This is a genomic window from Nonomuraea typhae (assembly GCF_009760925.1).
GTDB classification, from domain to species: Bacteria; Actinomycetota; Actinomycetes; order Streptosporangiales; family Streptosporangiaceae; genus Nonomuraea; species Nonomuraea typhae.
In genome coordinates, this window is sequence record NZ_VRLV01000002.1 from 620,090 (window position 1) to 643,289 (window position 23,200).

The following is a 23,200-nucleotide window of genomic DNA, read 5'->3' on the forward strand; positions in this document are numbered from 1 at the left end:
TCGCAGCTGCCGGCTCCGGCCCGGGCTCTGGTGACGGCAGCGGCTTGAGCACGACGTATGAGCACCCCCGTGGTCCCCTTCCGCCCGCTCTCGACCTACGCTTCGGCTATGACCGCAGGTGACCGGCCGCCGCCTCCGCCCGCGTTCGTGCGCGCCGCGGAGAGCCTGCGCCTGACCGACGTGCGGCCCGAGATCGAGCTCGAGGACCTGCCCGCCCCCCAGCGGCTGGCCCCTTACTCCGCGGCCATCGGCGCCTCGGTCTACCGCGACGACGACGAACTCGCGGTCGGACGGCTCATCCTGCTGTTCGACCCGGACGGCCAGCGTGGCTGGGACGGCCCTTTCCGCCTCGTCGCGTACGTGCGGGCGGACATGGAGCCGGAGATCACCTCCGATCCGCTCCTCGGCCCGGTCGCATGGAGCTGGCTGACCGAAGCGTTGGAGGCCCAGCACGCCGCCTACTCCGCCGCTGGCGGTACTGTGACAAGGGCCGTGTCCGAGGGGTTCGGCAACAAAGCGGAAGACCCGGTCACCACAGAGCTGGAGCTGAGGGCGTCCTGGTCCCCGACGGAGGAAGATCTCTCGGGTCACGTCGCCGCCTGGTGCGACCTCATGTGCCTGGCGGCGGGGATACCGCCCCTCCCGCCCGACGTGGCCACGCTGCCGCGTCACCGTGAAGATCCGGAGTCCTTTCGGAAGTGACAGAAGAACAGACCGTCGTCCCGCTGCTGGAACCGCGCGAGGGCATCCCATCGGTGATCGCCGACGCCGCGGGGCTGGCCCGCACGATCGAGGCGTTCGCCGCCGGCAGCGGACCCGTCGCGGTCGACGCCGAGCGCGCCTCCGGTTACCGCTACGGCAACCGCGCCTATCTCGTCCAGCTGCGCCGGTCCGGCGCGGGCACCGCGCTCATCGACCCGATGGGCTGCCCCGATCTGAGCGCGCTCGACGCGGCCGTGGCCGAGGAGGAGATCGTGCTGCACGCCGCCTCGCAGGACCTGGCGTGCCTGGCGGAGGTCGGCTTCCGGCCGCGCCGGATGTTCGACACGGAGCTGGCCGGGCGGCTGCTCGGCTACGAGCGGGTCGGCCTGGGCACGATGGTCGAGACGGTGCTCGGGTTGCGGCTGGAGAAGGGGCACTCGGCGGCCGACTGGTCGACGCGCCCGCTGCCCGAGGACTGGCTGCGGTACGCGGCGCTCGACGTCGAGGTGCTGGTCGAGCTGCGGGACGCGCTGCGCGCGCAGCTCGAGGAGAGCGGCAAGCTGCGCTGGGCGGAGGAGGAGTTCGCGGCGATCCTGGCCACGCCGCCGCCGACGCCGCGCTCCGACCCGTGGCGGCGCACCTCCGGCATCCACAAGGTGCGCAACGTGCGGGCGCTGGCCATCGTGCGCGAGTTGTGGACCATGCGCGACACGATCGCCCGCGAGAAGGACCTGGCCCCGGGCCGGGTGCTGCCGGACGCCGCCATCGTGACGGCCGCGCTGGAGGTGCCGCGGACCAAGAAGGCGCTGACGGAGATCACCGCGTTCACCGGCCGCAGCGCCCGGCGCTACATGTCCGACTGGCTCGCGGCGGTGAGCCGGGCGCGGGCGCTGCCCGACGGCGACCTGCCCCATCCGAGCTCCCCCGGCGACGGGCCGCCTCCGGCCAACCGCTGGGCCGATCGCGATCCGGCCGCGGCCAAGCGGCTGGCGGCGGCGCGGGCGGTGGTGGCGGCCCTGGCCGACGAGCACCGGATGCCGACCGAGAACCTCCTGCAGCCGGACGCGGTACGCCGCCTGACCTGGGAACCACCCGCCGACCTGGACGACGTGACCGTGGCCGGGCGGCTGCGCGAGCTGGGGGCGCGGGAGTGGCAGATCACGCTCACGGCGCACCCGCTGGCCAAGGCGCTCGATCGGCTGGAGACCAAGGGCGAGATCTAGCCGACGCGCGCATTTCGCGAAATGTCATGATGCGGGCATGCCTATCGACGCCCAGCTCCTTGCCCTGTTCACCGTGACCACCGCGATCGCCATGATCACGCCGGGTCCCGACATGTTGTTCGTCCTCGGCTGCGGCATGCGCGGCGGCCCGCGGGCCGGGCTGCTGGCCACCGCGGGCGTGGCCGTCAGCGAAGCCGTCCACGTGGCCGTGGCGGCGGCCGGGCTGGCCGCGTTGTTCGCGGCGGTGCCGGTCGCGTTCACGGTGGTCCGCGTCGCAGGCGCCGCCTACCTCATCTACCTGGGCGTCCAGATGATCCGCAACGCCCGGCGCGGCCAGGACGACCTGCCGCCCGTGGGCGCCGGGATGTCCGGCCGCCGTGCCTTCCTCAACGGCCTTCTCACCAACCTCCTCAACCCCAAGATGGTGACGTTCACGATCGCGTTCCTGCCGCAGTTCGTCGACCCGTCGCTCGGGCAGGTGTGGCTGCAGTTCGCCATCCTGGGCGCCATCATGATCGCGCTGGAGTTCGTCGTGGACGGGACCGTGGGCGTGCTGGCCGGCCGCATCGGCGCCTGGCTCCGCCGCCGCGCCGCCGCCCGCCGCCGCATCGACATCGCAACCGGCGGCCTGTTCATCGGCCTGGGCGTCCGGCTGGCCGTCACGGACCGCTGACGCCTTCGAGCGTACGGCCGGCCGTCACACACGACGGGCGCACGGCCGGCCACCGCACACACCCGACAACCCTCACACGCACGACCAGGCCCCCCACACCGGTGTACGGCCGGCCACCGCCGACACCCCCACGCACGACCAGCCCTCACGCACTACGCATGCACCACAGGCCACCACACACACCCGACACCCTCACGTGCACGACCAACCCCAACCACGCATGCACGACAGACCACCACACACACCCGCCACCCTCATGCGCACGAACAACCCCCAACCACGCACGCACGACAGACCACCACAGACGACACCTGTACGGCAGGCCGTCACGGACTGCTGATGGCCCCGGTCAGCGCGATGGTGGTGATGCGGTCGAGAACCGGCCCCGGCCGCAGGTAGCCCGTGTGCCCGCCCGAGCCTCCGTCGAACCGGCGGGCGCCGAAACCGGGAAGGTTGGGGTCGGCGCCGAAGCCAATCGGGCCGAGTAGCAGCCCGGGGCGGAAGACGTCGTCGCGGGCGGCCAGCGTGGCCCAGACGCGGGCGGGGGTGCGCAGCTCGGCGAGGGCGGGCACGCCCATGCCGGGGCTGCCCAGGGCGACGATGTCGGCCACGGGCAGGCCCGGCGCGGCCCGCCCGCAGACGACCGAGCCGTAGCTGTGGCAGACCAGGGCGATGCGCTCCTTGCCCCGCAGGGCGCCGACCAGGGTGCGGAGCGCCTCGGCGCCCTCGTCGGCGGGCACGGTGGTGGCGACGCTCGGGTTGGTCATCTCGGGCGCGTCGTATCCGAGCCAGCCGATGACGGCGACGCTCGTGCCAGGAGCCAGCGCGCGGGCGCGTTCGTACAGGGCCCGGGCGGCGCCGCCTGGCGCGGCACTGCCGTCGTCGAACTCGCGCAAGCCGTACCCGGTGCCGGGCACGAAGACGATCACCGTGGCTGCGGCGGCCAGGTCGCCCACGACCTCGATCGCCCGCCCGTCGCCGGAGCGGTCGATGGCGAGGAACTGACGCCCGGGGCCGTTGACGGCATACCGCTCGGCCAGGGCGGCGGCGGTGATCGGGGGAAGGTCGAGCGGCGGCGGGCCCGGCTGCCGGGCGGCCCCCGCGACGGTCAGGGCGAGCACGAGGCCCAGCAGGATGCGGCGCATGGTTCAGGAACTTTATGCGAGCGCGGGCATCGCGCGCGTCACACTCAGGTCTGAGTCGTCCCTTAGACCTTGAGGACGAACTTCCCCTGTGCGTGCTCGGTCTCGAAGGCGCGCAGGGCGGTGGCGGCCTCGCTCAGGGGGAGCTCGCGTTCGATGACCGGGGCGATGCTGCCGTCGGCGATCAGCGCGGTGAGTTTTTCCAGGTCGGCCGGGCTGCGCCTGGTGGTCAGCACCCGCAGCCGCTGGCTCACGAAGGGGTTGCCGAGGACGGTGGCCAGCAGCCTCGGTATGGGCCCGAGGACGGGGCCGCCGGCACTCGTGGAGGCCACGTACACCCCCTTAGGGGTGAGAATGCGGCGCATGGCCTTCAGCGGGCGGCTGCCGGCGTAGTCGAGGACGGCGTCGTAGCGCTCCCGGGTGGCGGCGAAGTCCTGCTCGGTGTAGTCGATCACCTCGTCGGCGCCGAGGGAGCGCACCAGCTCCACGTTCCTGGTGCTGCAGACGGCGCTGACGTGCGCGCCGAACGCCTTGGCCAGTTGCACGGTGTAGGTGCCCACGCCGCCAGAGGCCCCGTTGACCAGGACCTTCGTCCCGGCGCCTACCTCGCCCATCGTCAGCGCCTGAATGGCCGTGGTTCCGGCGACGGGCAGCGTGCCAGCCTGCTCGAAGGTGACGCCGTCGGGGATGACGCCCAGGTGCGCCTCGGGCATCGCCACGTACTCGGCGTAGGCTCGCTGGCTGGATTCGCCGCAGACCCGGTCGCCGGGCTTCAGGCGGCTCGTGCCGGGGCCGACGGCCTCGACGACGCCGGCCACATCGCGGCCGAGGATCTCCGCCTTGGGCCGGCGCAGGCCCATCGCGGTGCGGATCAGCGCGGGCGAGCCGCGCATGGCCGCCCAGTCGCCGTAGTTGACCGAGCTCGCGCGGACGCGCACCAGCACCTCGCCGGCGGCCGGTTCCGGCCGCGGGACGTCGGTGCAGCGCAGGACGTCCGCCGGGCCGTACTCCTTGTAGACGATCGCTTTCACGGCAGTTCCTCTCTTGCGCGGGCGACCCCGTCGATCACGGTGTTGAGGATGGTGAACGCGGAGATCACGATGAGAACGGTGTTGATCCAGCCCGGCAGGCCGGCGGCCGGATTCAGCACCCTGTCGTTGGCGGCCAGCCAGATGAGCATGACCGCGGAGGCGACGCCGGCCAGCGATCCCGCGACGGCCACGGGAACGGTCCAGCGCGCGTAATACTTGGCGAACGACGAGGCCAGCGCCGCCACCACCAGCCCGAGGAAGACGTAGACCTGGCCCGTCTCCCACAGCTGCGGCGAGAGCACGCCGAACCTCGGGGAGATCAGGATCAGCGCCCCGAACAGCACCGTGGCCACCGTCTCCAGGACCAGTTCGGTGAAGCGCAGGCGCCTGCTGGGGCGTTTCGGCAGCGCGTCGGGTGTCCACGCCTTCGATCCGGTACGGCCCGGCAACGGCAACCGCTCGAAGATCGCGAAGCCGAGGGTGGTCCAGCAGACCAGGTGCGCGAACGCGGTCAGCCCGGCGCCCAGGCCGTCCCACACCGCGCCCCACCAGTCGCCCTGGAGGCCGACCGGCAGCCCGGCCGCCAGCGCGACGACCGGGACCACGCTCACCAGCAGCGCGGTCAGCAGCCGGGTGTAGTCGAGGAAGCGCTCCGGCCCGATGAGCCACAGCGGTTCGTCGGAGTACCCGGCGGCGAGCTTGGCCGGGTCACCCAGCTCGGTGAGCACGGCGACCTCAGCCCGGACGGCCTCCTCGGCTCGGGCAGCCTCCTCGGGCCTGGGGGTGCCCTCACCCTCGCTTCCACCTTCGTGCTCGCCCCTGTGCTCGTGTTCCTCAAGGGCGTCGGCGATGGAGGCGCGCAGTTCGCGCTCGATCTCGGGCCGCTGGTGTGAGGGCACGCGGCGCAGCACCGCGTCCACGTAGCGGTCGGTGAGGGTGCTCATGACTCGCCTTTCAGGGTGCGGAATGCGGTGTCGAGTTCGGACCAGTCGCGGCTGAGCGTCTCGGCGAGCGCGACGCCCTCCTCGCTCGTCCGGTAGAACTTGCGCGGCCTGGACTCGTCGGTGTTCCAGTCGCTGACCAGCAGCCCCTGCTTCTCCAGGCGGCGCAGCAGGGGGTAGAGCGTGTTGGCGTCAACGGCGAAGCCGCTGCGCCCGAGCAGGTCGAGCAGGGCGTAGCCGTAGTTCGGCCGCTCCAGGACGAGCAGGCAGGCGAGCACGACCGTGCCCCGCCGGAGTTCCTGCAGGTGTGTCGCGAGCAGCTCATCGTCCGGCATGCCCACACGATATTGTGTGCCACACAGTATTGCAAGAGCCCACCCCTCGGCCGTAGTTTCGCTGGAAAGCGCTTTCCGAAGAAGGGGTCTCGATGCGCACGATCGGCGTGGCGATGAACGGCGTCACCGGCAGGATGGGCTACCGCCAGCACCTGGTCCGGTCCGTCCTGGCCATCAACGAGCAGGGCGGACTGGCCCTGTCCGACGGCACCCGGGTCAGGCTCGAGCCCATCCTCGTCGGCCGCAACGAGGCCAAACTCGCCGGCGTCGCCGCCCGGCACGGCCTGACCGACTACACCACCGACCTCGAGGCCGCCCTGGAACGCGCCGACGTCTACTTCGACGCCCAGGTCACCCAGGCCCGGGTCAAGGCCGTGCTCACGGCGATCGACGCCGGCAAGCACGTCTACGCCGAGAAACCCACCGCGGAGTCGGTGGAGGAAGCGGTCGCCCTCGCCCGGGCGGCCACGGCCCGCGGCGTCAAGAACGGCGTCGTCCAGGACAAGCTCTTCCTGCCGGGGCTGCTCAAGCTGAAGCGGCTCATCGACGGCGGCTTCTTCGGCCGCATCCTGTCGGTGCGCGGCGAGTTCGGCTACTGGGTCTTCGAAGGCGACTGGCAGGAGGCCCAGCGCCCCTCCTGGAACTACCGGGCCGAGGACGGCGGCGGCATCATCCTCGACATGTTCCCGCACTGGCACTACGTGCTGGAGAACCTCTTCGGCCGGATCAAGTCCGTCTACGCCAAGGGCGTCACCCACATCCCCACCCGCCACGACGAGCAGGGCAACGCCTACCCGGCCACCGCCGACGACGCCGCCTACGGCATCTTCGAGCTCGAAGGCGGCGTCATCGCGCAGATCAACTCCTCCTGGGCGGTCCGCGTCAACCGTGACGAGCTCGTGGAGTTCCAGGTGGACGGCACGCACGGCAGCGCCGTCGCCGGGCTGCGCACCTGCCGGATCCAGCACCGGGCCACCACGCCCAAGCCCGTGTGGAACCCGGACCTGCCGGCCACGGCCCGCTTCCGCGACGGCTGGCAGGAGGTGCCGGACAACGCGGAGTTCGACAACGGGTTCAAGATCCAGTGGGAGCTGTTCCTGCGGCACGTGCTGGAGGACGCCCCGTTCCCCTACGACTTCGCGGCCGGGGCCCGCGGGGTGCAGCTCGCCGAGCTGGGGCTGCGCTCCTCGGCCGAGGGGCGCAGGATGGCGGTGGAGAGCCTGTGAAGATCAACCTGCCGGGCGGGCCGTACACGCTGCGCCCGCCCGTCACCTGGCCACACCGGCCCGCCACCCCCGGAAAACCCGACACACCTGCCGCTCCCGGCGCGCGCGTGGTCTATGCCGCGGCGCACGTCGTGGCCGATCCGCTCGGCGACAACACCCCCGGCTCCCCCGCCGCCGTGGACTGGGACGCCACGCTGCGGTTCCGCCGTCATCTGTGGTCGTACGGGCTGCGCGTGGCCGACGCCATGGACACCGCGCAGCGCAACATGGGGCTGGACTGGGCGGCCACGCGCGAGCTGATCGCCCGCAGCGCCGCCGAGGCGCGCGCCTTCGGCGATCCGGAGGAGTTGGTGGCCTGCGGCGCCGGCACCGACCACGCGCCCGGCGCGGACACCCTCCAGGCCGTCACGGACGCCTACGCCGAGCAGATCGAGACCGTCCGGTCCTCCGGGGCGGGGGTGATCGTCATGGCCTCGCGCCAGCTCGCCGCGATCGCCCGCGGGCCCGAGGACTACCACCGGGTGTACGGCAAGCTGTTCGGCGTGGCCGGGCGGCCGGTGATCCTGCACTGGCTGGGCGAGATGTTCGACCCGAAGCTGGCCGGATACTGGGGCTCGCGGGACGTCGGCCTGGCCACCGAGGCGTTCCTGGAGCTCGTCCGGGCCAACGCCGCCATGGTCGAGGGCGTCAAGGTCTCGCTGCTGGACGAGGAGCACGAGGTACGGCTGCGCGCCGCCCTGCCCCCGGGGGTGCGGCTCTACACCGGGGACGACTTCAACTATCCGTCGCTGATCAGGTCGGGCAGCCATGCGCTGCTGGGCATCTTCGACGCCATCGCCCCGGCCGCCGCGGCGGCGCTGGGGGCGTTGTCGGCTGCGGAGTCGGCGGTGGACGCGGAGGCTCGGGCCCGAAATTTCGCACTTTATGAGGAGATCTTCGGGCCGACGGTGCCGCTCTCCCGGAAGATCTTCGAGGCTCCGACCTACCACTACAAGACCGGGATCGTCTTCCTGGCCTGGCTCAACGGGCACCAGGACGCCTTCACCATGGTCAACGGTGCCCAGTCGGCACGGTCGATCAGCCACCTGGCCGAGGTGTTCCGGCTGGCCGACCGGGCCGGGCTGCTGTCCGACCCCGAACTGGCCGTCCGGCGGATGAGCGCCCTGCTGGCGGTGAACGGGCTGTGAGCCTGTCCCTGAACCAGCGCACCACGCGACGCTGGAGCGTGGCCCAGGCCGTGGACGGATGCGTGCGCCACGGGCTGGAGGCCATCGGGTTGTGGCGGGAGGAGGTCGCCGAGCAGGGGCTGGCCGCCAGCGCCCGGCTCGTGCGGGCGGCCGGGTTGCGCGTGTCCTCACTGTGCCGGGGCGGCTTCCTGACCGGCGCCCCCTCACGCACCGCCTCCAGCACCGCCTCGCGCGCCCCTTCCCGCGCCACCTCCGGAGGCCCCTCGCGGGCCGCGCTCGACGACAACCGGCGGGCCATCGACGAGGCCGCCGAGCTGGGCGCCGCCTGTCTCGTGCTGGTGGTCGGCGGGCTGCCCGGCGTGGTGCCGGGTGAACCCCTGGCCGGGTTCTCGCGGGATTTGGCCGGGGCCCGCGAGCGGGTGGCCGAGGCGCTGGCCGTACTCGCCCCGTATGCCGGGGAGCGGAACGTCCGGCTGGCCCTGGAGCCCCTGCACCCGCTCTACTGCCCGGACCGGGCCGTCGTCTCCACCCTGGGCCAGGCGATCGACCTCGCCCTGCCGTACCCGGTGGAGCAGGTCGGGGTGGTGGTGGACACCTTCCACGTGTGGTGGGACCCGCAGGTGTTCGAGCAGATCGCGCGGGCCGGGGAGCGCATCGCCTCCTACCAGGTCTGCGACTACCTTCACCCGCTCCCGGCCGACGTGCTGCTCGGGCGGGGCATGATGGGCGACGGGGTGATCGACTTCCCGCCGATCACCCGTGCCGTCCTGGCCGCCGGGTACACCGGTGACGTCGAGGTCGAGATCTTCAACGCCGAGGTCTGGGCCGCCGACCCCGACGACGTGGTGGCCACCATGAAGCGCCGCTACGCCGACGTGGTCTCCTGAGCCGCCGCCGTCTCCGGGGCGACCGTCCCGTCCACCGCGACCGTCCCCCCGTCCACCATGCCCGTCCCGTCCACCGTGACCGTCCCGTCCACCGTGACGGTCCCGGCGGCGCCGTCCACGGTGACGGTCTGGCCGGTGGCGATGCGCTCGGTGGCGTGGGCCACGCCGACCACCGCCGGGATGCCGTACTCCCTGGCCACGACCGCGCCGTGTGACATGGCGCCGCCCATCTCCATCACCAGGCCGCCCGCCGTCAGGAACAACGGCGTCCAGCCGGGATCCGTGGACGGGCAGACCAGGATCTCGCCGGGCTCCAGGTGGGCGCCGGTCGGGTCCATGACGACCCGGGCCGGGCCGGTCACCACGCCCGCCGAGGCCGGGGTGCCGGTGATGGCCCCGTCGGCGGCGGGCGTGGATAGCGCCTCGGGCTCGGTGCCGTCCGAGAGCAGCATCCGGGGCACGTGCCTGCGGCGTGACTCGTGCTCGTGGACGGCCTTGCGACCGGCCACGACCTCGCCGCCCTCACCGGTCTCCAGCGCCTTTCCGACCTCGCGGAAGTCGAGGAAGAAGACGTCCTGAGGGTCGTCGAGCACGCCCTCGGCCACCAGGTGCTCGCCCACGACGAGCATGCTGCGCCGGACCCCGGCCAGCATCAGCACCGCGTAGTACTTCGGCAGCTCGCGCAGGCCCGCGAACCGGCGGGTGCGGTCCAGCGCGCGGCGGGCGAGCGTCCCCCGCAGGCGGCCCCTGTGCGCCGCGGCGGCCACCACCCGTTCCACGGCCGCCCGCGCGTCCGCCGCGCCCCGCTCGAACAGCGCGTCCGGGGCCATGCGGTCGTCCATGCGCAGGTAGTTGGCCAGCACGCCGATGATGTGGGAGGGGTCGTCGGACCAGCGCTTGACCCCGAGGTCGATCTCCGCGACGCCCCGGTGCCCATACGTCGCCAGGAAGGCGGCGATGGCGTCCTGCGTGGCCTTCGGCAGCTTGCCCGCCTGGTAGAGGGCGGTCACCTCGGCCGCCGAGCGCTCGCCGAACGGCTCGATGCGGGTGGCCAGCCGCCACAGCTCCATGTCCATCTCGGTGGTCGGGTTGTGCGGGACGCTGCGCAGCACGTCCTGCATGCCGGAGATCGGGATCCCCGACAGCCTGGAGGCCAGGGCGAACAACCCGTAGCCCGTCATCACGATCGGCATGATCGACAGGATCATCGGGAAGCTCCGGCTCAGCAGGCGCTCGGCGTGCTCCAGCCGTTCGTACGGCGTGGCCGACGGGGCCGGGTCCACCGCCCTGCTCAGCCGGTCACCGAGCTCCCGCGTGTAGGCGAGGGCGCGGTCCGGCCTGGTCAGGGCCCACCAGACACGCCTCGGGGCGCCGATCTGGCGGGCGGCCCGCCGTACCGCGCGCAGGAACGGCCGGGGCGAGCGATGGATCACCGACAGCCGCGGGTCGTCGGCCAGCGCCGTGAACAGCCCCGCGGACCGTGCCTCGGCCACCGAGAAGATCCGCGGCACCAGCGCCCGCCCGACGCGGCTGCGGGCCGCCGTGGTCAGGTCGATCCACAGCCGCTGCCCGGCCTCGGTGAGCGGACCGGCGCCGTCCAGGGGATCGGCCGGCGGGTAGCCGGCCATCCGGGCCGCGCCCGAGCTCACGAGCCGCAGACCCGCCGCGCCCATCGGCGTGAACGGGCCCATGACGCCCTGGGCCACGTTGACCGAGAAATACACCCTCAGCCCCGGCTTGGTGGCCGGCGGCAGCGGATAGAGCGTGGTGATCGGCCGCGCCTGGGTGAGCCAGATCTTCCCGTGCGCGTCGATGGCCCACTCGGTGTCCTGAGGGGCGCCGTAGTGCGCCTCCACCCGGGCGCCCAGCCTGGCCAGGTCGCGCACCTGGGCGTCGGAGAGGCTGAAGCCGCCGGCCGTCGTCTCGACGCGCTCGGTGCCGCCGCCGGGGACGGACCTGATGGCGATCTTCTTGTCGCCGGCGGCGCGCTCCCGGATCGCCCCCGAGTCGAGGTCCGCGACGAAGCGGTCCGGGTTCACCGCGCCGGACACGACCGCCTCGCCCAGGCCGGGGCCGGCGTCGATGACGGCCTCGCGGCGGCGGCCGGTGATCGGGTTCGCGGTGAACATGACGCCCGCCACCTCGGCGTCCACCATCGTCTGCACGACCACGGCGATCCGCACCGCCGCGTGGTCGATGCCGTTGGACTCGCGGTAGGCGACCGCGCGGTCGGTCCAGAGCGAGGCCCAGCATCGGCGTACGGCCAGCAGCACCTCCTCCGGCCCCACCACATTGAGGAACGTGTCCTGCTGCCCGGCGAAGCTGGCGAACGGCAGATCCTCTGCCGTGGCCGACGAGCGTACCGCCACTGGGACGTCCTCCCCCAGAGCCGCATAAGCCTTGCGGATCCGCTCCGCCACGTCGGGCGGGATGGAGGCGCCGAGCAGGCGGTCTCGCGCCTGGCTCGCCAGGTCCTTGCCCGCGCGTTCGATGACCTCGGGCAGGCCGGCCTGCTCGGCGGCCTGGTGATACGCCTCGGTGGTCAGCGCCCAGCCGGGCGGCACCGGCAGCCCGGCCCTGGTCAGCTCGCCGAGATTGGCGGCCTTGCCACCGACCTCGGCGAGCATGCCGGCGTGGATCTCGGGGAACTCCAGCGCTGTTTTCATGCCGTCCTCCTGGGAGACGCCCGTCGTTCACAGTCTCACCCTTGGGACGCCAGAATTCAACACATGATGAAAATTGTCTTCCCCCGAGATTTCGGGGAAGGTGAGCGCATGATCGGGGCATGGGATGTGATCAAGCGGGCCTTGGGGTCCCGGGGGTGGCAGTGGGCGGCCGTCTTGACGTTCCTGGCCGGGGCGCTGGTGGCCGCCGTGGTGCCCGCTTCGGAGGTGGTCCTGCTCACGCAGTCGGTGATCTCGGTGGGGGTGCCGTTCCTGACCATCCGGCTGGCCGGGCAGGTCCGGACGGCCGTGGGGGCCCGGGTGCCGGCCGTACTGCTGGGCGCCGCAGTGGTGTCGGCCGTGGCCGGGGTGCTCGGGGTGGTGCTCTGCGTGGTCGCGCTCGCCGTACGGGCCGATCCCGCGCAGGCGGCGGCACCGGCGGTCGTGCTCGGGAGCGTGCTGGTGCAGGTGGGGGCCGGGCTGCTGGGAACCGGGCTCGGGATGCTGCTGCGGCCCGCGTGGGTGGCGTGCGCCGCCAGCGTCGTGGTGCCGCTTGGCGTGTACGGGCTCCTGGGCGGGATCGAGGCGTTGCGCCCGGTTCAGGGGTGGGTGACGTTGTACGCCGCGGCCCGCAATCAGCTCTCGGGGCAGATGGGCGGCCTGGAGTGGGGGCAGTGGGCCGTCGTGACGCTGATCTGGGTGGTGGGACTCAACCTGCTCGCCGCCGCCCGGCTCCGGGCGGCGGGCGTGCTGGTCACAGGGCCAGAGGCGAGCCGTCCAGGCCCCAGGACGGGGACGGAGTGAGGCCGAGCTGGGCCAGTGCCGTGGGGGCCACGTCCACCAGGGCAGCCTCCGGCAGGGCGCGGCCGCCGAGGTTCTCGCCCGGGCGGGCGGCCAGGACGAACGTGGTGCGTTCCGCGGCCGAGGTGCCGCCGTGCCCGCCCTGGTCCAGGTGCCCGTGGTCGGTCGTGACCAGCACCGTCCACCGCTCCCGCCCGAACGCGGGCCGCGAGCGGATCGCGGCGAGCAGCCGGGCCAGATAGGCGTCCTGGGTCAGCAGCGCATCGGTGTACTCGGGGCAGTGCGGGCCCAGCCGGTGGGCCACCTCGTCGGTGTCGCCGAAGTACACGAAGGCCAGGTCGGGATCCTGTTCGGCCAGGTGGAGCTCGGCGGCGTCGGCGATCTGCTTGTCGCCCATGGCGAAGGTGACGGCGTACCCGTCCAGCACGACCCTGGTGTCGATGTCCGCCCCGAACGCGCCGTGCTCGGCCAGCGCCGCCCACGAGAACATGGCGGTGGTGGTGAGCTGCGGGTCGAGCCGCTTGGCCCGGCTCAAGAAGTCCGGAAATTTCCCGAACTCTGCGCCGGTGAAGCTGTTGTCCACGACGCCATGCTTGTCCGGCCACACCCCGGTCGCGATCGACGACCACCCCGGCCCGGAGTCCGTCCTGGAAGCGATGCTCCGCTCCCCCAGCGGCACCACCTGCCCCTTGAACCCGGTGGCCGCCGCATCCGCCTCGCCGTACGGAAGCAGGCCGGTCCCGTGCACCCCGGTGTCCAGGAGTTCCCCCAGCATCGGAGGACGGATGGCCAGCAACCGATCGAACCGCAGGCCGTCCATCCCGACGACAAGCACCTTGTCCTTCACGCCACTCCCCATTGCCCGGAACCGACCGTCACCGCGCACACCCTACGCCCCGTCCGTCCGCGCCCGTCAGGCCGAATACCGCCGCACCCACGCGGCGGCGCCCGGCAGGATCTCCTCCACCGGCGCGACCTGCGGATACCAGGTGCGCTCCCACTCCAGCGAGACCCACCCGTCATACCCGGCCGCCCGGAGCAGCTCGCCGCACTCCTCCAGCGGCACCGAGCCGGACCCCATGGGCACCGGCGTGCTGTCGTTGGCCGACACCGCATCCTTCACCTGCACATACGCCAGGCGGGAGCCGAGGGCGGAGAGGGTGTCGGCCGGGGCTTCGCCGTGGCGCCACGGGTGGAGGAGGTCCCAGAGGGCGCCGGTGGTGTCCGGGCAGGCGGCGGCGTCGAGGAGTTCGGCGACCTTGGCGCCGGTGGCCATGAGGTCATGCGTCTCCACGAGAACCCGCCGGCCCAGTTCGCCCGCCGTACCGGCGACCGCTTGCAGGCGGCGCGCCCCGACGGCGGGGTCGGCGCCGCGCGGGAACACCCGCACGCCCGGCGCACCCAGGTCGGCGGCCAGCCGGAGGTCGGCCAGAAGCGCCTCGACCACCGGCTCGTCCGGCCCCGGCTCGCAGATACGCACATACCCCGCCAGGGCGGACAGCTGCCGGCCCGCCTGCTCCACCGCCTTGCGCACCGCCACACGTTCCGCGGCGGACAGACCGGCGTGCACCCCGGTGTCCGGATGCAGGCGCAGCTCCAGCCCCCGGCAGTCGTGGCGCACGGCGGTCTCGATCGCCCGGTCCAGGGTGTAGCCGGGCATGCCGAGCGTGCTGACGGACAGGTTCACAGTGCCCTCCTGAAGGAATGGGTGTCACAGGCGGCGGACGCTCTCGCGGAGCACCACCTCGCCCTGGACCCGTTCGACGACCGGCCGGTCGCCGGCGGCCAGCGCGAGCTCCAGGGCCCGGGCGCCCATGTCGGCCAGGGGCAGGCGGACCGTCGTCAGCGCCGGCACGTGGTCGCGCAGGGTCGCGATGTCGTCGAACCCGGCCACGGAGACGTCCTCCGGCACCCGCACCCCCCGCTCGCGGTAGGCGGCCAGGGCGCCGACGGCCATGACGTCGTTCACGGCGAAGACGCAGGTGGCCTCGCCGGTGTCCTGGGCGGCCCGGTAGCCGCCGTCGCGGTCGAAGGGGCCGTGGACGACCCGCGGCGCGGGCAGGCCCAGCTCGGCGCAGGCGGCGACGAAGCCGGCGCAGCGGTCCGCGGCGGTCAGGAGCTGGGGCGGGCCGGCGAGCACGGCGAACCGCGTGTGTCCCAGCGCGGCCAGCGAACGGGCCAGGGCCGCGGCGCCGTCCCGGTTGGCGGGGGCGACGGTGGCCATGCCCAGAAGGTCCTGGCCGACGCAGGCCACGCGGCCGCCGGCGGCGACATAGCGGTCGAGTTCCCCGCGCAGGCGGGCGGTCGTGGCGGCGTCGTCCGTGCGGGAGCCGACGAGCAGGACCGCGCGCACCCGCTGGGCGTGGAGCGTGGCGACGTAGGCGATCTCCTGCTCGGGATCGCGATGGGTGGTGCCGACCATGACCAGCAGCCGCTCCCCGGCCGCGGCCCGCATGGCGCCGTCGGCCAGCGCGGCGAAGTAGGGGTCCGTGAGATCGTGCACGACGATGCCGATGACGTTGCTGGCGCCCCGGGCCAGCGTCTGGGCGGCGATGTTGGCCCGGTACCCGAGCTCGTCGGCCGCCTGCTCCACCCGGGCGCGCAGCCCGGCGCCGACCTGACGGGTGCTCCCGTTCAACACCCGCGAGGCGGTCGCCAGGGAAACCCCCGCCTGCCTCGCCACATCTTCGAGGGTGACCACGACACCTCCTGGAAAGCGATTTCCCAGTCTGCCAGACCCCAGCCTCCCCTCGCTCGTCACATCCGCGCCGTCGCGTCCGGCCTCCTTCTACGGCGGAGCCACCCTTTTCGGCCTCCCTTTACGGCGGAGCCACCCTTCCGGCCCTCCTTTACGGCGGAGCCCCCTTGCCCCCACCCGCCGACGTGGGCTCACGCCGATCGTGGGGGTCGCTTCTCACGTCGGACGTGGTCCCCACCGCAACGGCCCAGCTCACCGGCTAAGTGGGACAACCTGCCGGATCTCCCCGGGTCACCGGGTCGAGGGACGAAACGATCGGCTGTTTCGTCCTGCTCGCCGGAGGTGACCCACCCCGGGGCCGGTTGACGAACCCGGGGGTGGGTGTCAGCCGAACAGCCAGTCGAGGAGGCCGCCCGGCTTCTTGGACTCCGCCGGCGCCGGGGCCGGGGCGGAGGTCGTGGGCGGGGGGGCCGGAGCCTGGCTGGTCTGCGTTGACGAGGGCTGGTCGCTGGGCCGGGACTGCTGCGGCTCGGCGTCGTCCTCGGTGACCGGCTGAGCGCTCTGCGGGGCGCGGGTGCCCTTGGTGGAGGGCTTGGTCGTGGGTTCGCCGAGGCGCGTCGGGGTCGTGGAGACGCGGGGGGCGGGGGTGCGGACGGTGCGGGCGCGGGTGACCGTGGGGGTCGGGGTGACAGTCTCGGAGACGTCGGGTTCCGGTGTTTCCTCGATCGGCTGATCGGAGGGGCCCTCGGTTTCGCCGGCCGCCGGGTCGCTCGGCGTGGTCACCTGGCCCGCGCTGGCGCACTGGGCACCCGAGCAGCCGCCCGAGCCGGAGCCGGTGAACATCCAGCCCGCCGCCGCGCCGACCACGACCACGACCGCCGCGGCCAGCACCAGCACCTTGGTACGGCGGCGCGTCTCCTTCTGGCCGGCGTCCGGGTCCGCCGTGCCGCTCCAGCCGGAGCCCAGGAAGCCGCGGCGCGGTTCGTCGCCGTCGCCGAGGCGTTCGTAGGACTTGTCCAGCGGGAGATAGCCCCGATCGTCGTCGTCGCCGTCAAACCCGCGCTCGGTCCCGTGCTCGGCGCTCGGCTCACCGCCGAACTCCGCGTCCCGGCCAACGCCGAACTCCGCGCTCCGGTCAGCGCCGAACTCCGCGCTCCGGTCAGCGCCGAACTCCGCGTCCCGGTCGGCGCCGAACGCATCGTCACGGTCAACACCGAAGGCTTCATCACGCTCAGCGCCGTCAACACCGAAATCCGGACCGTGGTCGGCGGCCGAGGCGACCAACTGGTCGCCAGGGGTGCCGCCCAGCGGTTCCAGGGCGTCGCCTCCGTGGTCCAGGCCGGCGCGGGCCTGGTCGGCGTGGGCCTGGAGGGCGCTCTGGTCAAGGTAGACGCCCCCGGCCACGGCCTCCTGGTCGGGAGGCAGGTGGTAGGTCTCCGAGCGCTCGGCCGGCACGCTCGGGTCGGATGGCAGATGGTAGGTCTCGTTGAGGACGACGGCCGGCTGCTCGTCGGTGTCCGCGGCGTCCGTCTCCCATCGGTCCGAGAGCACGTCCCCCGTCATGTCCGGATTTAACGACCTCCCCTGCTCATCTTCATATGGCCTGTCGTTATCGTCGCGCGACACGGTGTACCTCTCTAGCTACCGGGTGTGGATCGCGACCTTCCTAACAGACTCCACCCACCCTTGTCCGGAAATTTCACACGATCATCACAAATCGTTGGCTACCCCATGTTTAAACCAGCGTCCCAGCGCTTCACCCAGCGTGTTCACCCCCGCCTGCGACGTCCACGCCACATACCCGTCAGGCCGCACCAGCAGCGCCTCCGCCTCATGATCGGCCCGCGCCCTGACCACCTCGACCGGCCAGCCCTCGACCCGGGCCACCAGATCGTCCCGGCCGGCGAGATCCAGGAACAACCCGCGCCCGTCCCGTGCCAGCTCCGCCAGCCGTACCTCCCCGCCGGCGGTCTTCAGCAGCAGATCGGGCGCCATCCGCCCCGCCCCGGCGACCCCGACGTCGTAGGCCGTGTCCACGCCGCTGATCATCCCGCTGAGATAGGCGTTGACCTCCTCCAGCCCCATCAGCTCCGCGAACAGCTCCCGCAGCGGGTCCACCGACGGATCCGGGTTGGCCAGCGCCGTCTGCGCCCGGACGTTCCACAGCACCCGCGCCCCCACTGGATGCCGCTCGGCGTGATAGCTGTCCAGCAGTCCGGCGGACGCCTCCCCCTTGACCTCGGCGGCCAGCTTCCACCCCAGGTTGACCGCGTCCTCCAGACCGGTGTTCAGCCCTTGGCCGCCCCACGGGAAGTGCACGTGCGCCGCGTCCCCGGCCAGCAGCACGCGCCCCGCCCGGTAGGTCTCGGCCTGCAGCGCGGCGTCGCCGTACCGCGACAGGTTCCGCGCGTCCCGCATGGGCACCGGGACGCCCGCGATGTGCTCGGCCGCCGCCTGCAGTTCCGCCGGCGTGACCGGCGCCTCCCGGTCGGCGTGCGGCGCGCGGAAGTCATAGGTGGTGATCCGGCTGTGTCCCGCGGGGTTGACCCAGGCGATCAGCCATCCCCGTGGCGTGCGGTGGTAGCCGCCGGGCAGCCCGAACGGGTCGGCCAGCCGTACGTCGCCCATCAGCGCGGCGACCCGGGCCCCGCTGCCCGCGAAGCCGATCCCCGCGGACCTGCGCACCACGCTGCGCGCCCCGTCCGTCCCGACGACGTACTTCGCCGCGATGCGCCGGCCGTTGGCGATCACCGTCACGGAGCCGTCCCGCTGCTCGATCCCGGTGACCTCCTGCCCCCGCCGGATCTCCGCGCCGAGCGCCGCCGCCCGCCGCGCGAACACCTGCTCCGCCCACGCCTGCGGGCTGCCGACGATGCTCGGCCCGTCCCCCGTCACGGCGCCCAGATCCAGCCCGAACATCCCCGAGAAGTGGAAGCGCACGCTTCCATAGGTGGAGCGCCCCACGGCCTCCAGCAGCCCGCGCCGATCCAGGCTCTGCGCCGTCCGGGCGTGCAGGGTGCCCGCCTTGGACTCAGCCGCCGGTACGGCCAGCCGTTCCAGCACCAGCGGCCGGACTCCCTGCAAACCGAGTTCCCCGGCCAGCAGCATCCCCACCGGCCCGCCGCCCACGATCACCACGTCGTACATGTCCGCCATCCCATCGTGCAATTGTTCCGAATTGTCGTACAAACGAACTCGACCGTCAAACCACTGTCCGGAAATTGCGTACAATGAGCCGCATGCTGCATCCGACGCGCGACCAGATCGACCTGGTGGACGTGATGGCCGCCCTCGGGCATCCGGTGCGCGCCGAGATCGTGCGCAGGCTGGCCACCTCCGGGCAGGAGGAGTTCTGCGGCTCGATCCTGCCGGGCGTGCCCAAGTCCACCCTCACCAACCACTGGCGGGTGCTGCGCGAGAGCGGCGTGATCTGCCAGCGCCCCGAGGGCCGCAAGCTCTACCTCCGCCTGCGCCGCGAGGACCTCGACGAACGTTTCCCCGGCCTGCTGGACCTCGTCGTCGCCGAAGGATCTAGGGCTCCATCCCCGTAGGGCAATCACCGGCACGACCACGTTCGGTGACGGCATCATGACGGCATGCTTTCGACCGAGATTTCCCCCTTCCCCGGGGCACGGGTGGTGACCGGGCTGCGCGTGCGCGCCCGGGCCGCGCGCCGGGTCGCGCTGATCGCGCTCTCCGGTTCGATCGCGCTGCCCGCCGCCGTTCAGATGCTCGCCGAACGGGCCGCGACCCGGGAGGAGACGCTGCAGCTCGCCGTGCTGGCGTTGCTGGTCTTCCTCGGGTCCCTGCCCGCCCTGGTGGCCACGCAGGCGGTGTGGGGCGCGCGCATGCGCACGGTACGGCGGCACGAACGCGCGTTGTACGCCACCGCCTCCGGAGCGCCGGCGAGAACGCTGAGCCGCCTCGGCGTGGCCGCGTGCTGGGTGGTGACGCTGCTGCTCGGGTACACCGTGCCGCGACCGTTCCACGAGTCCGGCCTGTACGGCGTGGCCGCCACGCTGACCGGGGCGGTGGAGACGCTCACCCTGGCCGGGTACGCCGCCGGGGTGTTCTTCGCCGCCTGGTGGGCCAGAGGCGCCCTGTCCGCCCTGGGCCGCCTCGCGCACGCCGGCCCCTCCCCCGGCGACCCCTGGGATCCCGGCCGCTCCGCCGGGACCGGCAAGGCCACACAACCTTTCCCCGTCGCCACGCCGTACCGGATGAGACGGACGCTTCTCCGCGCCACGAGGGCGGCGAGAGGCCCGGCGGTGCTCTGGGGAGCCAGCGCGCTGGCGGTCACCGCGCTGCTCGGCGCCCGCGCCCACCTATGGGAGCCGGATACCGGGACGGTCTACGCACTCCTGGCCACGGCCCTCGTCTGCGGACTAGTTACCGGCGAGTAGCATAGGCGCGGAAGCTGTCCAGCAACGAGGAGCGAATCCGTGCCTTCCTCTCGTGACGTCGTGTTCGTCGACGGCGTGCGCACGCCTTTCGGCAGGTCAGGGCCGAAGGGACTGTATGCGGAGACCCGCGCGGACGACATGGTCGTCCGCGTCATCCGCGAGCTGATCCGCCGCAACCCCGAACTGCCCCCCGAGCGCGTCGACGAGGTGGCCATCGCGGCCACCACGCAGATCGGCGACCAGGGCCTGACCATCGGCCGCTCCGCCGCCGTGCTGGCCGGGCTGCCCAAGAGCGTGCCGGGCTATGCCATCGACCGGATGTGCGCGGGCGCGATGACCGCCGTCACCACGGTCGCGGGCGGCATCGCGTTCGGCGCCTACGACGTGGCCATCGCGGGCGGCGTCGAGCACATGGGCCGCCACCCGATGGGTGAGGGCGTGGACCCGAACCCGCGCTTCCTGTCGGAGAAGCTCGTGGACGGCAGCGCCCTGGTCATGGGCATGACCGCGGAGAACCTCCACGACCGCTACCCGGAGATCACCAAGGAGCGGGCCGACGCCTACGCGGCGCTGTCGCAGGAGAAGGCGGCCAAGGCGTACGCCGACGGCAAGATCCAGCCCGACCTGGTCGAGACGGCCATCCGGACCACGGACAAGGGCTGGGGCCTGGCCGTACACGACGAGGCGCCGCGGCCGGGCACCACGGTCGAGACCTTGGCCACGCTGAAGACGCCCTTCCGCGCGCACGGCCGGGTCAGCGCGGGCAACTCCTCGGGCATCAACGACGGCGCGACCGGCTGCATCGTGGCCGCGGCCGACGTCGCCGAGGAGCTGGGCCTGAGCGCGAAGATGCGCCTGGTCTCCTACGCCTTCGCCGGCGTGGACCCCGAGGTGATGGGCGTGGGCCCGATCCCCTCGACCGAGCGCGCCCTGCGCCTGGCCGGCCTGGACATCGCCGACATCGGGCTGTTCGAGGTCAACGAGGCGTTCGCCGTCCAGGTGCTGGCCTTCCTCGACCACTTCGGCATCGACGAGGACAAGGTCAACCCGTACGGCGGGGCCATCGCCTTCGGCCACCCGCTGGCCTCCTCGGGCGTGCGGCTGATGACGCAGCTCGCCCGGCAGTTCGCCGAGCGCCCCGACGTCCGCTACGGCATCACCACCATGTGCGTCGGCATGGGCATGGGCGGCACCGTGATCTGGGAGAACCTGGCATGAGCATGACGGACCTGTTCAAGGACGAGGTCGTCACCAAGGCGCTCGTCCGTGACGTCGAGCTGCCGGGCGGCGCCGGGACCATGGCGCTGATCACGCTGGACAACGGCTTCGACCACACCAAGCCCAACACGTTCGGCCCGGGCGGGCTCACCGCGCTGGGCGCGGCGCTGGACGCGATCGAGGCCCGCACCGACCTGGCCGCGGTGGGCGTGACCGGCAAGCCGTTCATCTTCGGCGTCGGCGCCGACCTCAAGGGCGCCGCGCTGGTGCGCGCCCGCGAGGAGGCGCTGCAGATCGGCAGGCTCGGCCACGACGTCTTCCGCAGGCTGGGCGAACTGCCCGTCCCGTCGTTCGCGTTCGTGAACGGCGCGGCCATGGGCGGCGGCCTGGAGATCGCGCTCCACTGTACGTACCGGACGATCTCCTCCGGCGTGCCCGCGCTGGCGCTGCCCGAGTGCTTCCTCGGCCTGGTGCCGGGCTGGGGCGGCACGCAGCTGCTGCCCCGCCTGATCGGCCCGGCGGCGGCGATCAAGCTCATCGTCGAGAACCCGCTGTCGCAGAACCGCATGATCAAGGGCCGCGAGGCGTTCGAGTACGGCGTGGCCGACGCGATGTTCGAGCCCGCCGACTTCCTGGAGGAGTCACTCCGCTGGGCCTCGAAGGTACTTTCCGACGATATTTCGGTCGGACGCGCGACATATCCGGATGCCGACTGGGAGAAGGCCGTCAACGACGCCCGCTTCCTCCTCGACATGAAGCTGCGCGGCGCCTCCCCCGCCCCCTACCGCGCCCTCGACCTCGTCTCCCTGGCCCGCACCGCCACCCGTGACGAGGGCTTCGCCGCCGAGGACGAGGCCCTGGCCGACCTTCTCATGGGCGACGAGCTGCGCGCCGGGCTGTACTCCTTCGACCTGGTCCAGCGCCGCGCCAAGAAGCCCGCCGGGGCCCCGGACAAGGCGCTGGCCCGCAAGGTCACCAAGGTCGGCGTCGTCGGCGCCGGGCTCATGGCCTCGCAGATGGCGCTGCTGTTCGCCCGCCGCCTGGAGGTCCCGGTCGTGCTGACCGACCTCGACCAGGAGCGCCTCGACAAGGGCGTCGGCTACGTGCACGCCGAGATCGGCAAGCTGCTGAAGAAGGGCCGCGTCTCCGGCGACCAGGCGAACCGCCTGAAGGCCCTGGTCACCGGCTCCCTCACCAAGGACGCCTTCGCCGACGCGGACTTCGTCATCGAGGCCGTCTTCGAGGACATGGCGGTCAAGAAGAAGGTCTTCGCCGAGGTCGAGGAGCACGTCTCGGCCGAGTGCGTGCTGGCCACCAACACCTCCTCGCTCTCGCTGAGCGAGATGGGCGCCGAGCTCAGGCACCCCGAGCGCCTGGTCGGCTTCCACTTCTTCAACCCGGTCGCGATCATGCCGCTGCTGGAGATCATCCGCGGCGCCGCCACCTCCGACGAGACGCTGGCCACCGCCTTCGCCGTCGGCCGGTCGCTGCGGAAGTCGTCGGTGCTGGTGAAGGACGCGCCCGCGTTCGTGGTCAACCGGCTGCTCACCCGGTTCATGGGCGAGGTCATCGCCGCCGTGGACGAGGGCACCCCGCTGGAGGTCGCCGAGCACTCCCTGGACGACCTGGGCCTGCCGATGAGCCCGTTCGCCCTGCTGCAGCTCGTCGGCCCGGCCGTCGGCCACCACGTGTCGGAGACCCTGCACGCCGCCTTCCCCGGCCGGTTCGGGGTCAGCGCGAACATGGCCAAGCTCGTCGCCTCCGGCAAGCCCGGCGTCTACGCGCCGGACTTCTCCCTCGACCCCGAGGCCGTGGCGCTGTTCACGGGCGGCTCCTCGCCGTCCACCGCGCAGGAGGTACGGCAGCGCGTCCTGTCGGCCCTCGCCGAGGAGATCCGGATCATGCTGGACGAGGGTGTCGTGGCGGCCGCCCAGGACATCGACCTGTGCATGATCCTGGGTGCCGGGTGGCCGTTCCACCTGGGCGGTATCACGCCGTACCTGGACAGGGCGGGCATCTCCTCGCCCCGATTCCTGGAGCCGGGAGTCGCATCCGTCCCGCGATGATCGC

At 72.6% G+C, this 23,200-nt stretch carries 21 protein-coding genes; 11 read left to right on the forward strand and 10 right to left on the reverse strand.

The window, feature by feature from the left end; all coding sequences use genetic code 11:
- Nucleotides 1-108: 108 nt before the first annotated feature.
- Genes FVE25_RS09380 through FVE25_RS09390 form a run of 3 tightly spaced genes read left to right on the forward strand, consistent with a single transcriptional unit; the run spans nucleotide 109 to nucleotide 2,598 of the window.
- Nucleotides 109-702 carry a DUF3000 domain-containing protein gene (locus FVE25_RS09380; protein WP_157246023.1) on the forward strand — a complete coding sequence of 198 codons (594 nt, stop codon included), beginning with the start codon at nucleotides 109-111 and terminating at the stop codon, nucleotides 700-702.
- Nucleotides 699-1,925, forward strand: a complete 1,227-nt coding sequence (locus FVE25_RS09385; protein ID WP_157246024.1) for a ribonuclease D — start codon at nucleotides 699-701, stop codon at nucleotides 1,923-1,925. Before FVE25_RS09380 ends, FVE25_RS09385 begins: the two co-directional genes overlap by 4 nt.
- Nucleotides 1,926-1,962: 37 nt before the next feature.
- Entirely contained in the window at nucleotides 1,963-2,598 is a 636-nt protein-coding gene (locus FVE25_RS09390; RefSeq protein ID WP_157246025.1) for a LysE family translocator, read from the forward strand.
- Between the two features lie 326 nt (nucleotides 2,599-2,924).
- Here the strand turns inward: FVE25_RS09390 and FVE25_RS09395 are convergent, their stop codons facing one another.
- From FVE25_RS09395 to FVE25_RS09410, 4 genes are all read right to left on the reverse strand, one after another.
- Nucleotides 2,925-3,743, reverse strand: coding sequence for an alpha/beta fold hydrolase (locus tag FVE25_RS09395; protein ID WP_157246026.1), 819 nt, complete (start codon nucleotides 3,741-3,743; stop codon nucleotides 2,925-2,927).
- A 62-nt stretch (nucleotides 3,744-3,805) separates the two neighbouring features.
- Nucleotides 3,806-4,771, reverse strand: coding sequence for an NAD(P)-dependent alcohol dehydrogenase (locus FVE25_RS09400; protein WP_157246027.1), 966 nt, complete (start codon nucleotides 4,769-4,771; stop codon nucleotides 3,806-3,808).
- Nucleotides 4,768-5,715: a hypothetical protein gene (locus tag FVE25_RS09405; RefSeq protein ID WP_157246028.1), complete on the reverse strand. Its 948-nt coding sequence runs from the start codon at nucleotides 5,713-5,715 to the stop codon at nucleotides 4,768-4,770. The genes FVE25_RS09400 and FVE25_RS09405 overlap by 4 nt, the downstream gene beginning before the upstream one ends.
- Nucleotides 5,712-6,047 (reverse strand): PadR family transcriptional regulator, encoded by a 336-nt coding sequence (locus FVE25_RS09410; protein ID WP_157246029.1) that lies wholly within the window; start codon nucleotides 6,045-6,047, stop codon nucleotides 5,712-5,714. The genes FVE25_RS09405 and FVE25_RS09410 overlap by 4 nt, the downstream gene beginning before the upstream one ends.
- A 92-nt stretch (nucleotides 6,048-6,139) precedes the next feature.
- Between FVE25_RS09410 and FVE25_RS09415 the strand changes: the two genes are divergently transcribed.
- From FVE25_RS09415 to FVE25_RS09425, 3 genes are read left to right on the forward strand one after another with little or no spacing between them, the layout of a single operon-like run.
- Nucleotides 6,140-7,273, forward strand: a complete 1,134-nt coding sequence (locus tag FVE25_RS09415; RefSeq protein ID WP_157246030.1) for a Gfo/Idh/MocA family protein — start codon at nucleotides 6,140-6,142, stop codon at nucleotides 7,271-7,273.
- The gene (locus tag FVE25_RS09420; RefSeq protein WP_157246031.1) at nucleotides 7,270-8,460 is read left to right on the forward strand and encodes a dihydrodipicolinate synthase family protein; all 1,191 of its coding nucleotides are present in this window, start codon (nucleotides 7,270-7,272) and stop codon (nucleotides 8,458-8,460) included. Before FVE25_RS09415 ends, FVE25_RS09420 begins: the two co-directional genes overlap by 4 nt.
- A complete protein-coding gene (locus FVE25_RS09425) occupies nucleotides 8,457-9,347 on the forward strand; it encodes a sugar phosphate isomerase/epimerase family protein (RefSeq protein WP_157246032.1) in 891 nt (296 codons plus the stop codon). The genes FVE25_RS09420 and FVE25_RS09425 overlap by 4 nt, the downstream gene beginning before the upstream one ends.
- Here the strand turns inward: FVE25_RS09425 and FVE25_RS09430 are convergent.
- Nucleotides 9,326-12,013, reverse strand: a complete 2,688-nt coding sequence (locus FVE25_RS09430; protein WP_157246033.1) for a PEP/pyruvate-binding domain-containing protein — start codon at nucleotides 12,011-12,013, stop codon at nucleotides 9,326-9,328. The two genes, FVE25_RS09425 and FVE25_RS09430, sit on opposite strands and share 22 nt — an antisense overlap.
- Nucleotides 12,014-12,121: 108 nt before the next feature.
- Here FVE25_RS09430 and FVE25_RS09435 point away from each other — a divergent pair, with 108 nt between their 5' ends.
- Entirely contained in the window at nucleotides 12,122-12,814 is a 693-nt protein-coding gene (locus FVE25_RS09435; RefSeq protein ID WP_157246034.1) for a hypothetical protein, read from the forward strand.
- Here FVE25_RS09435 and FVE25_RS09440 read toward each other — a convergent pair.
- The 5 genes from FVE25_RS09440 to FVE25_RS09460 form a co-directional block, all read right to left on the reverse strand.
- Nucleotides 12,765-13,658, reverse strand: coding sequence for an alkaline phosphatase family protein (locus FVE25_RS09440; RefSeq protein WP_219825403.1), 894 nt, complete (start codon nucleotides 13,656-13,658; stop codon nucleotides 12,765-12,767). The genes FVE25_RS09435 and FVE25_RS09440 overlap by 50 nt on opposite strands.
- A 66-nt stretch (nucleotides 13,659-13,724) precedes the next feature.
- Entirely contained in the window at nucleotides 13,725-14,498 is a 774-nt protein-coding gene (locus FVE25_RS09445) for a sugar phosphate isomerase/epimerase family protein (protein WP_157246036.1), read from the reverse strand.
- A 24-nt stretch (nucleotides 14,499-14,522) separates the two neighbouring features.
- Nucleotides 14,523-15,512 (reverse strand): LacI family DNA-binding transcriptional regulator, encoded by a 990-nt coding sequence (locus FVE25_RS09450; protein ID WP_157246037.1) that lies wholly within the window; start codon nucleotides 15,510-15,512, stop codon nucleotides 14,523-14,525.
- A 381-nt stretch (nucleotides 15,513-15,893) separates the two neighbouring features.
- Nucleotides 15,894-17,072 carry a hypothetical protein gene (locus FVE25_RS09455; protein WP_157246038.1) on the reverse strand — a complete coding sequence of 393 codons (1,179 nt, stop codon included), beginning with the start codon at nucleotides 17,070-17,072 and terminating at the stop codon, nucleotides 15,894-15,896.
- Between the two features lie 147 nt (nucleotides 17,073-17,219).
- A complete protein-coding gene (locus tag FVE25_RS09460; protein ID WP_281367833.1) occupies nucleotides 17,220-18,656 on the reverse strand; it encodes an FAD-dependent monooxygenase in 1,437 nt (478 codons plus the stop codon).
- Between the two features lie 92 nt (nucleotides 18,657-18,748).
- Here FVE25_RS09460 and FVE25_RS09465 point away from each other — a divergent pair, with 92 nt between their 5' ends.
- From FVE25_RS09465 to FVE25_RS09480, 4 genes are read left to right on the forward strand one after another with little or no spacing between them, the layout of a single operon-like run.
- Nucleotides 18,749-19,060, forward strand: a complete 312-nt coding sequence (locus tag FVE25_RS09465; RefSeq protein WP_343046132.1) for an ArsR/SmtB family transcription factor — start codon at nucleotides 18,749-18,751, stop codon at nucleotides 19,058-19,060.
- A gap of 45 nt (nucleotides 19,061-19,105) precedes the next feature.
- Nucleotides 19,106-19,912: a hypothetical protein gene (locus FVE25_RS09470; RefSeq protein WP_157246041.1), complete on the forward strand. Its 807-nt coding sequence runs from the start codon at nucleotides 19,106-19,108 to the stop codon at nucleotides 19,910-19,912.
- Between the two features lie 60 nt (nucleotides 19,913-19,972).
- Nucleotides 19,973-21,130 carry a thiolase family protein gene (locus FVE25_RS09475; protein WP_425489485.1) on the forward strand — a complete coding sequence of 386 codons (1,158 nt, stop codon included), beginning with the start codon at nucleotides 19,973-19,975 and terminating at the stop codon, nucleotides 21,128-21,130.
- Entirely contained in the window at nucleotides 21,127-23,196 is a 2,070-nt protein-coding gene (locus tag FVE25_RS09480; RefSeq protein ID WP_246266834.1) for a 3-hydroxyacyl-CoA dehydrogenase NAD-binding domain-containing protein, read from the forward strand. The genes FVE25_RS09475 and FVE25_RS09480 overlap by 4 nt, the downstream gene beginning before the upstream one ends.
- Nucleotides 23,197-23,200 lie beyond the last annotated feature (4 nt).

Bases quoted from the DNA above. Each gene is read 5' to 3' on its own strand.
- FVE25_RS09380 (WP_157246023.1), top strand. From the start codon at position 109: ATGACCGCAGGTGACCGGCCGCCGCCTCCGCCCGCGTTCGTGCGCGCC.
- FVE25_RS09390 (WP_157246025.1), top strand. From the start codon at position 1,963: ATGCCTATCGACGCCCAGCTCCTTGCCCTGTTCACCGTGACCACCGCG.
- FVE25_RS09395 (WP_157246026.1), bottom strand. From the start codon at position 3,743: ATGCGCCGCATCCTGCTGGGCCTCGTGCTCGCCCTGACCGTCGCGGGG.
- FVE25_RS09405 (WP_157246028.1), bottom strand. From the start codon at position 5,715: ATGAGCACCCTCACCGACCGCTACGTGGACGCGGTGCTGCGCCGCGTG.
- FVE25_RS09410 (WP_157246029.1), bottom strand. From the start codon at position 6,047: ATGCCGGACGATGAGCTGCTCGCGACACACCTGCAGGAACTCCGGCGG.
- FVE25_RS09415 (WP_157246030.1), top strand. From the start codon at position 6,140: ATGCGCACGATCGGCGTGGCGATGAACGGCGTCACCGGCAGGATGGGC.
- FVE25_RS09430 (WP_157246033.1), bottom strand. From the start codon at position 12,013: ATGAAAACAGCGCTGGAGTTCCCCGAGATCCACGCCGGCATGCTCGCC.
- FVE25_RS09435 (WP_157246034.1), top strand. From the start codon at position 12,122: ATGATCGGGGCATGGGATGTGATCAAGCGGGCCTTGGGGTCCCGGGGG.
- FVE25_RS09455 (WP_157246038.1), bottom strand. From the start codon at position 17,072: ATGACGGGGGACGTGCTCTCGGACCGATGGGAGACGGACGCCGCGGAC.
- FVE25_RS09460 (WP_281367833.1), bottom strand. From the start codon at position 18,656: ATGTACGACGTGGTGATCGTGGGCGGCGGGCCGGTGGGGATGCTGCTG.
- FVE25_RS09465 (WP_343046132.1), top strand. From the start codon at position 18,749: ATGCTGCATCCGACGCGCGACCAGATCGACCTGGTGGACGTGATGGCC.
- FVE25_RS09470 (WP_157246041.1), top strand. From the start codon at position 19,106: ATGCTTTCGACCGAGATTTCCCCCTTCCCCGGGGCACGGGTGGTGACC.
- FVE25_RS09480 (WP_246266834.1), top strand. From the start codon at position 21,127: ATGAGCATGACGGACCTGTTCAAGGACGAGGTCGTCACCAAGGCGCTC.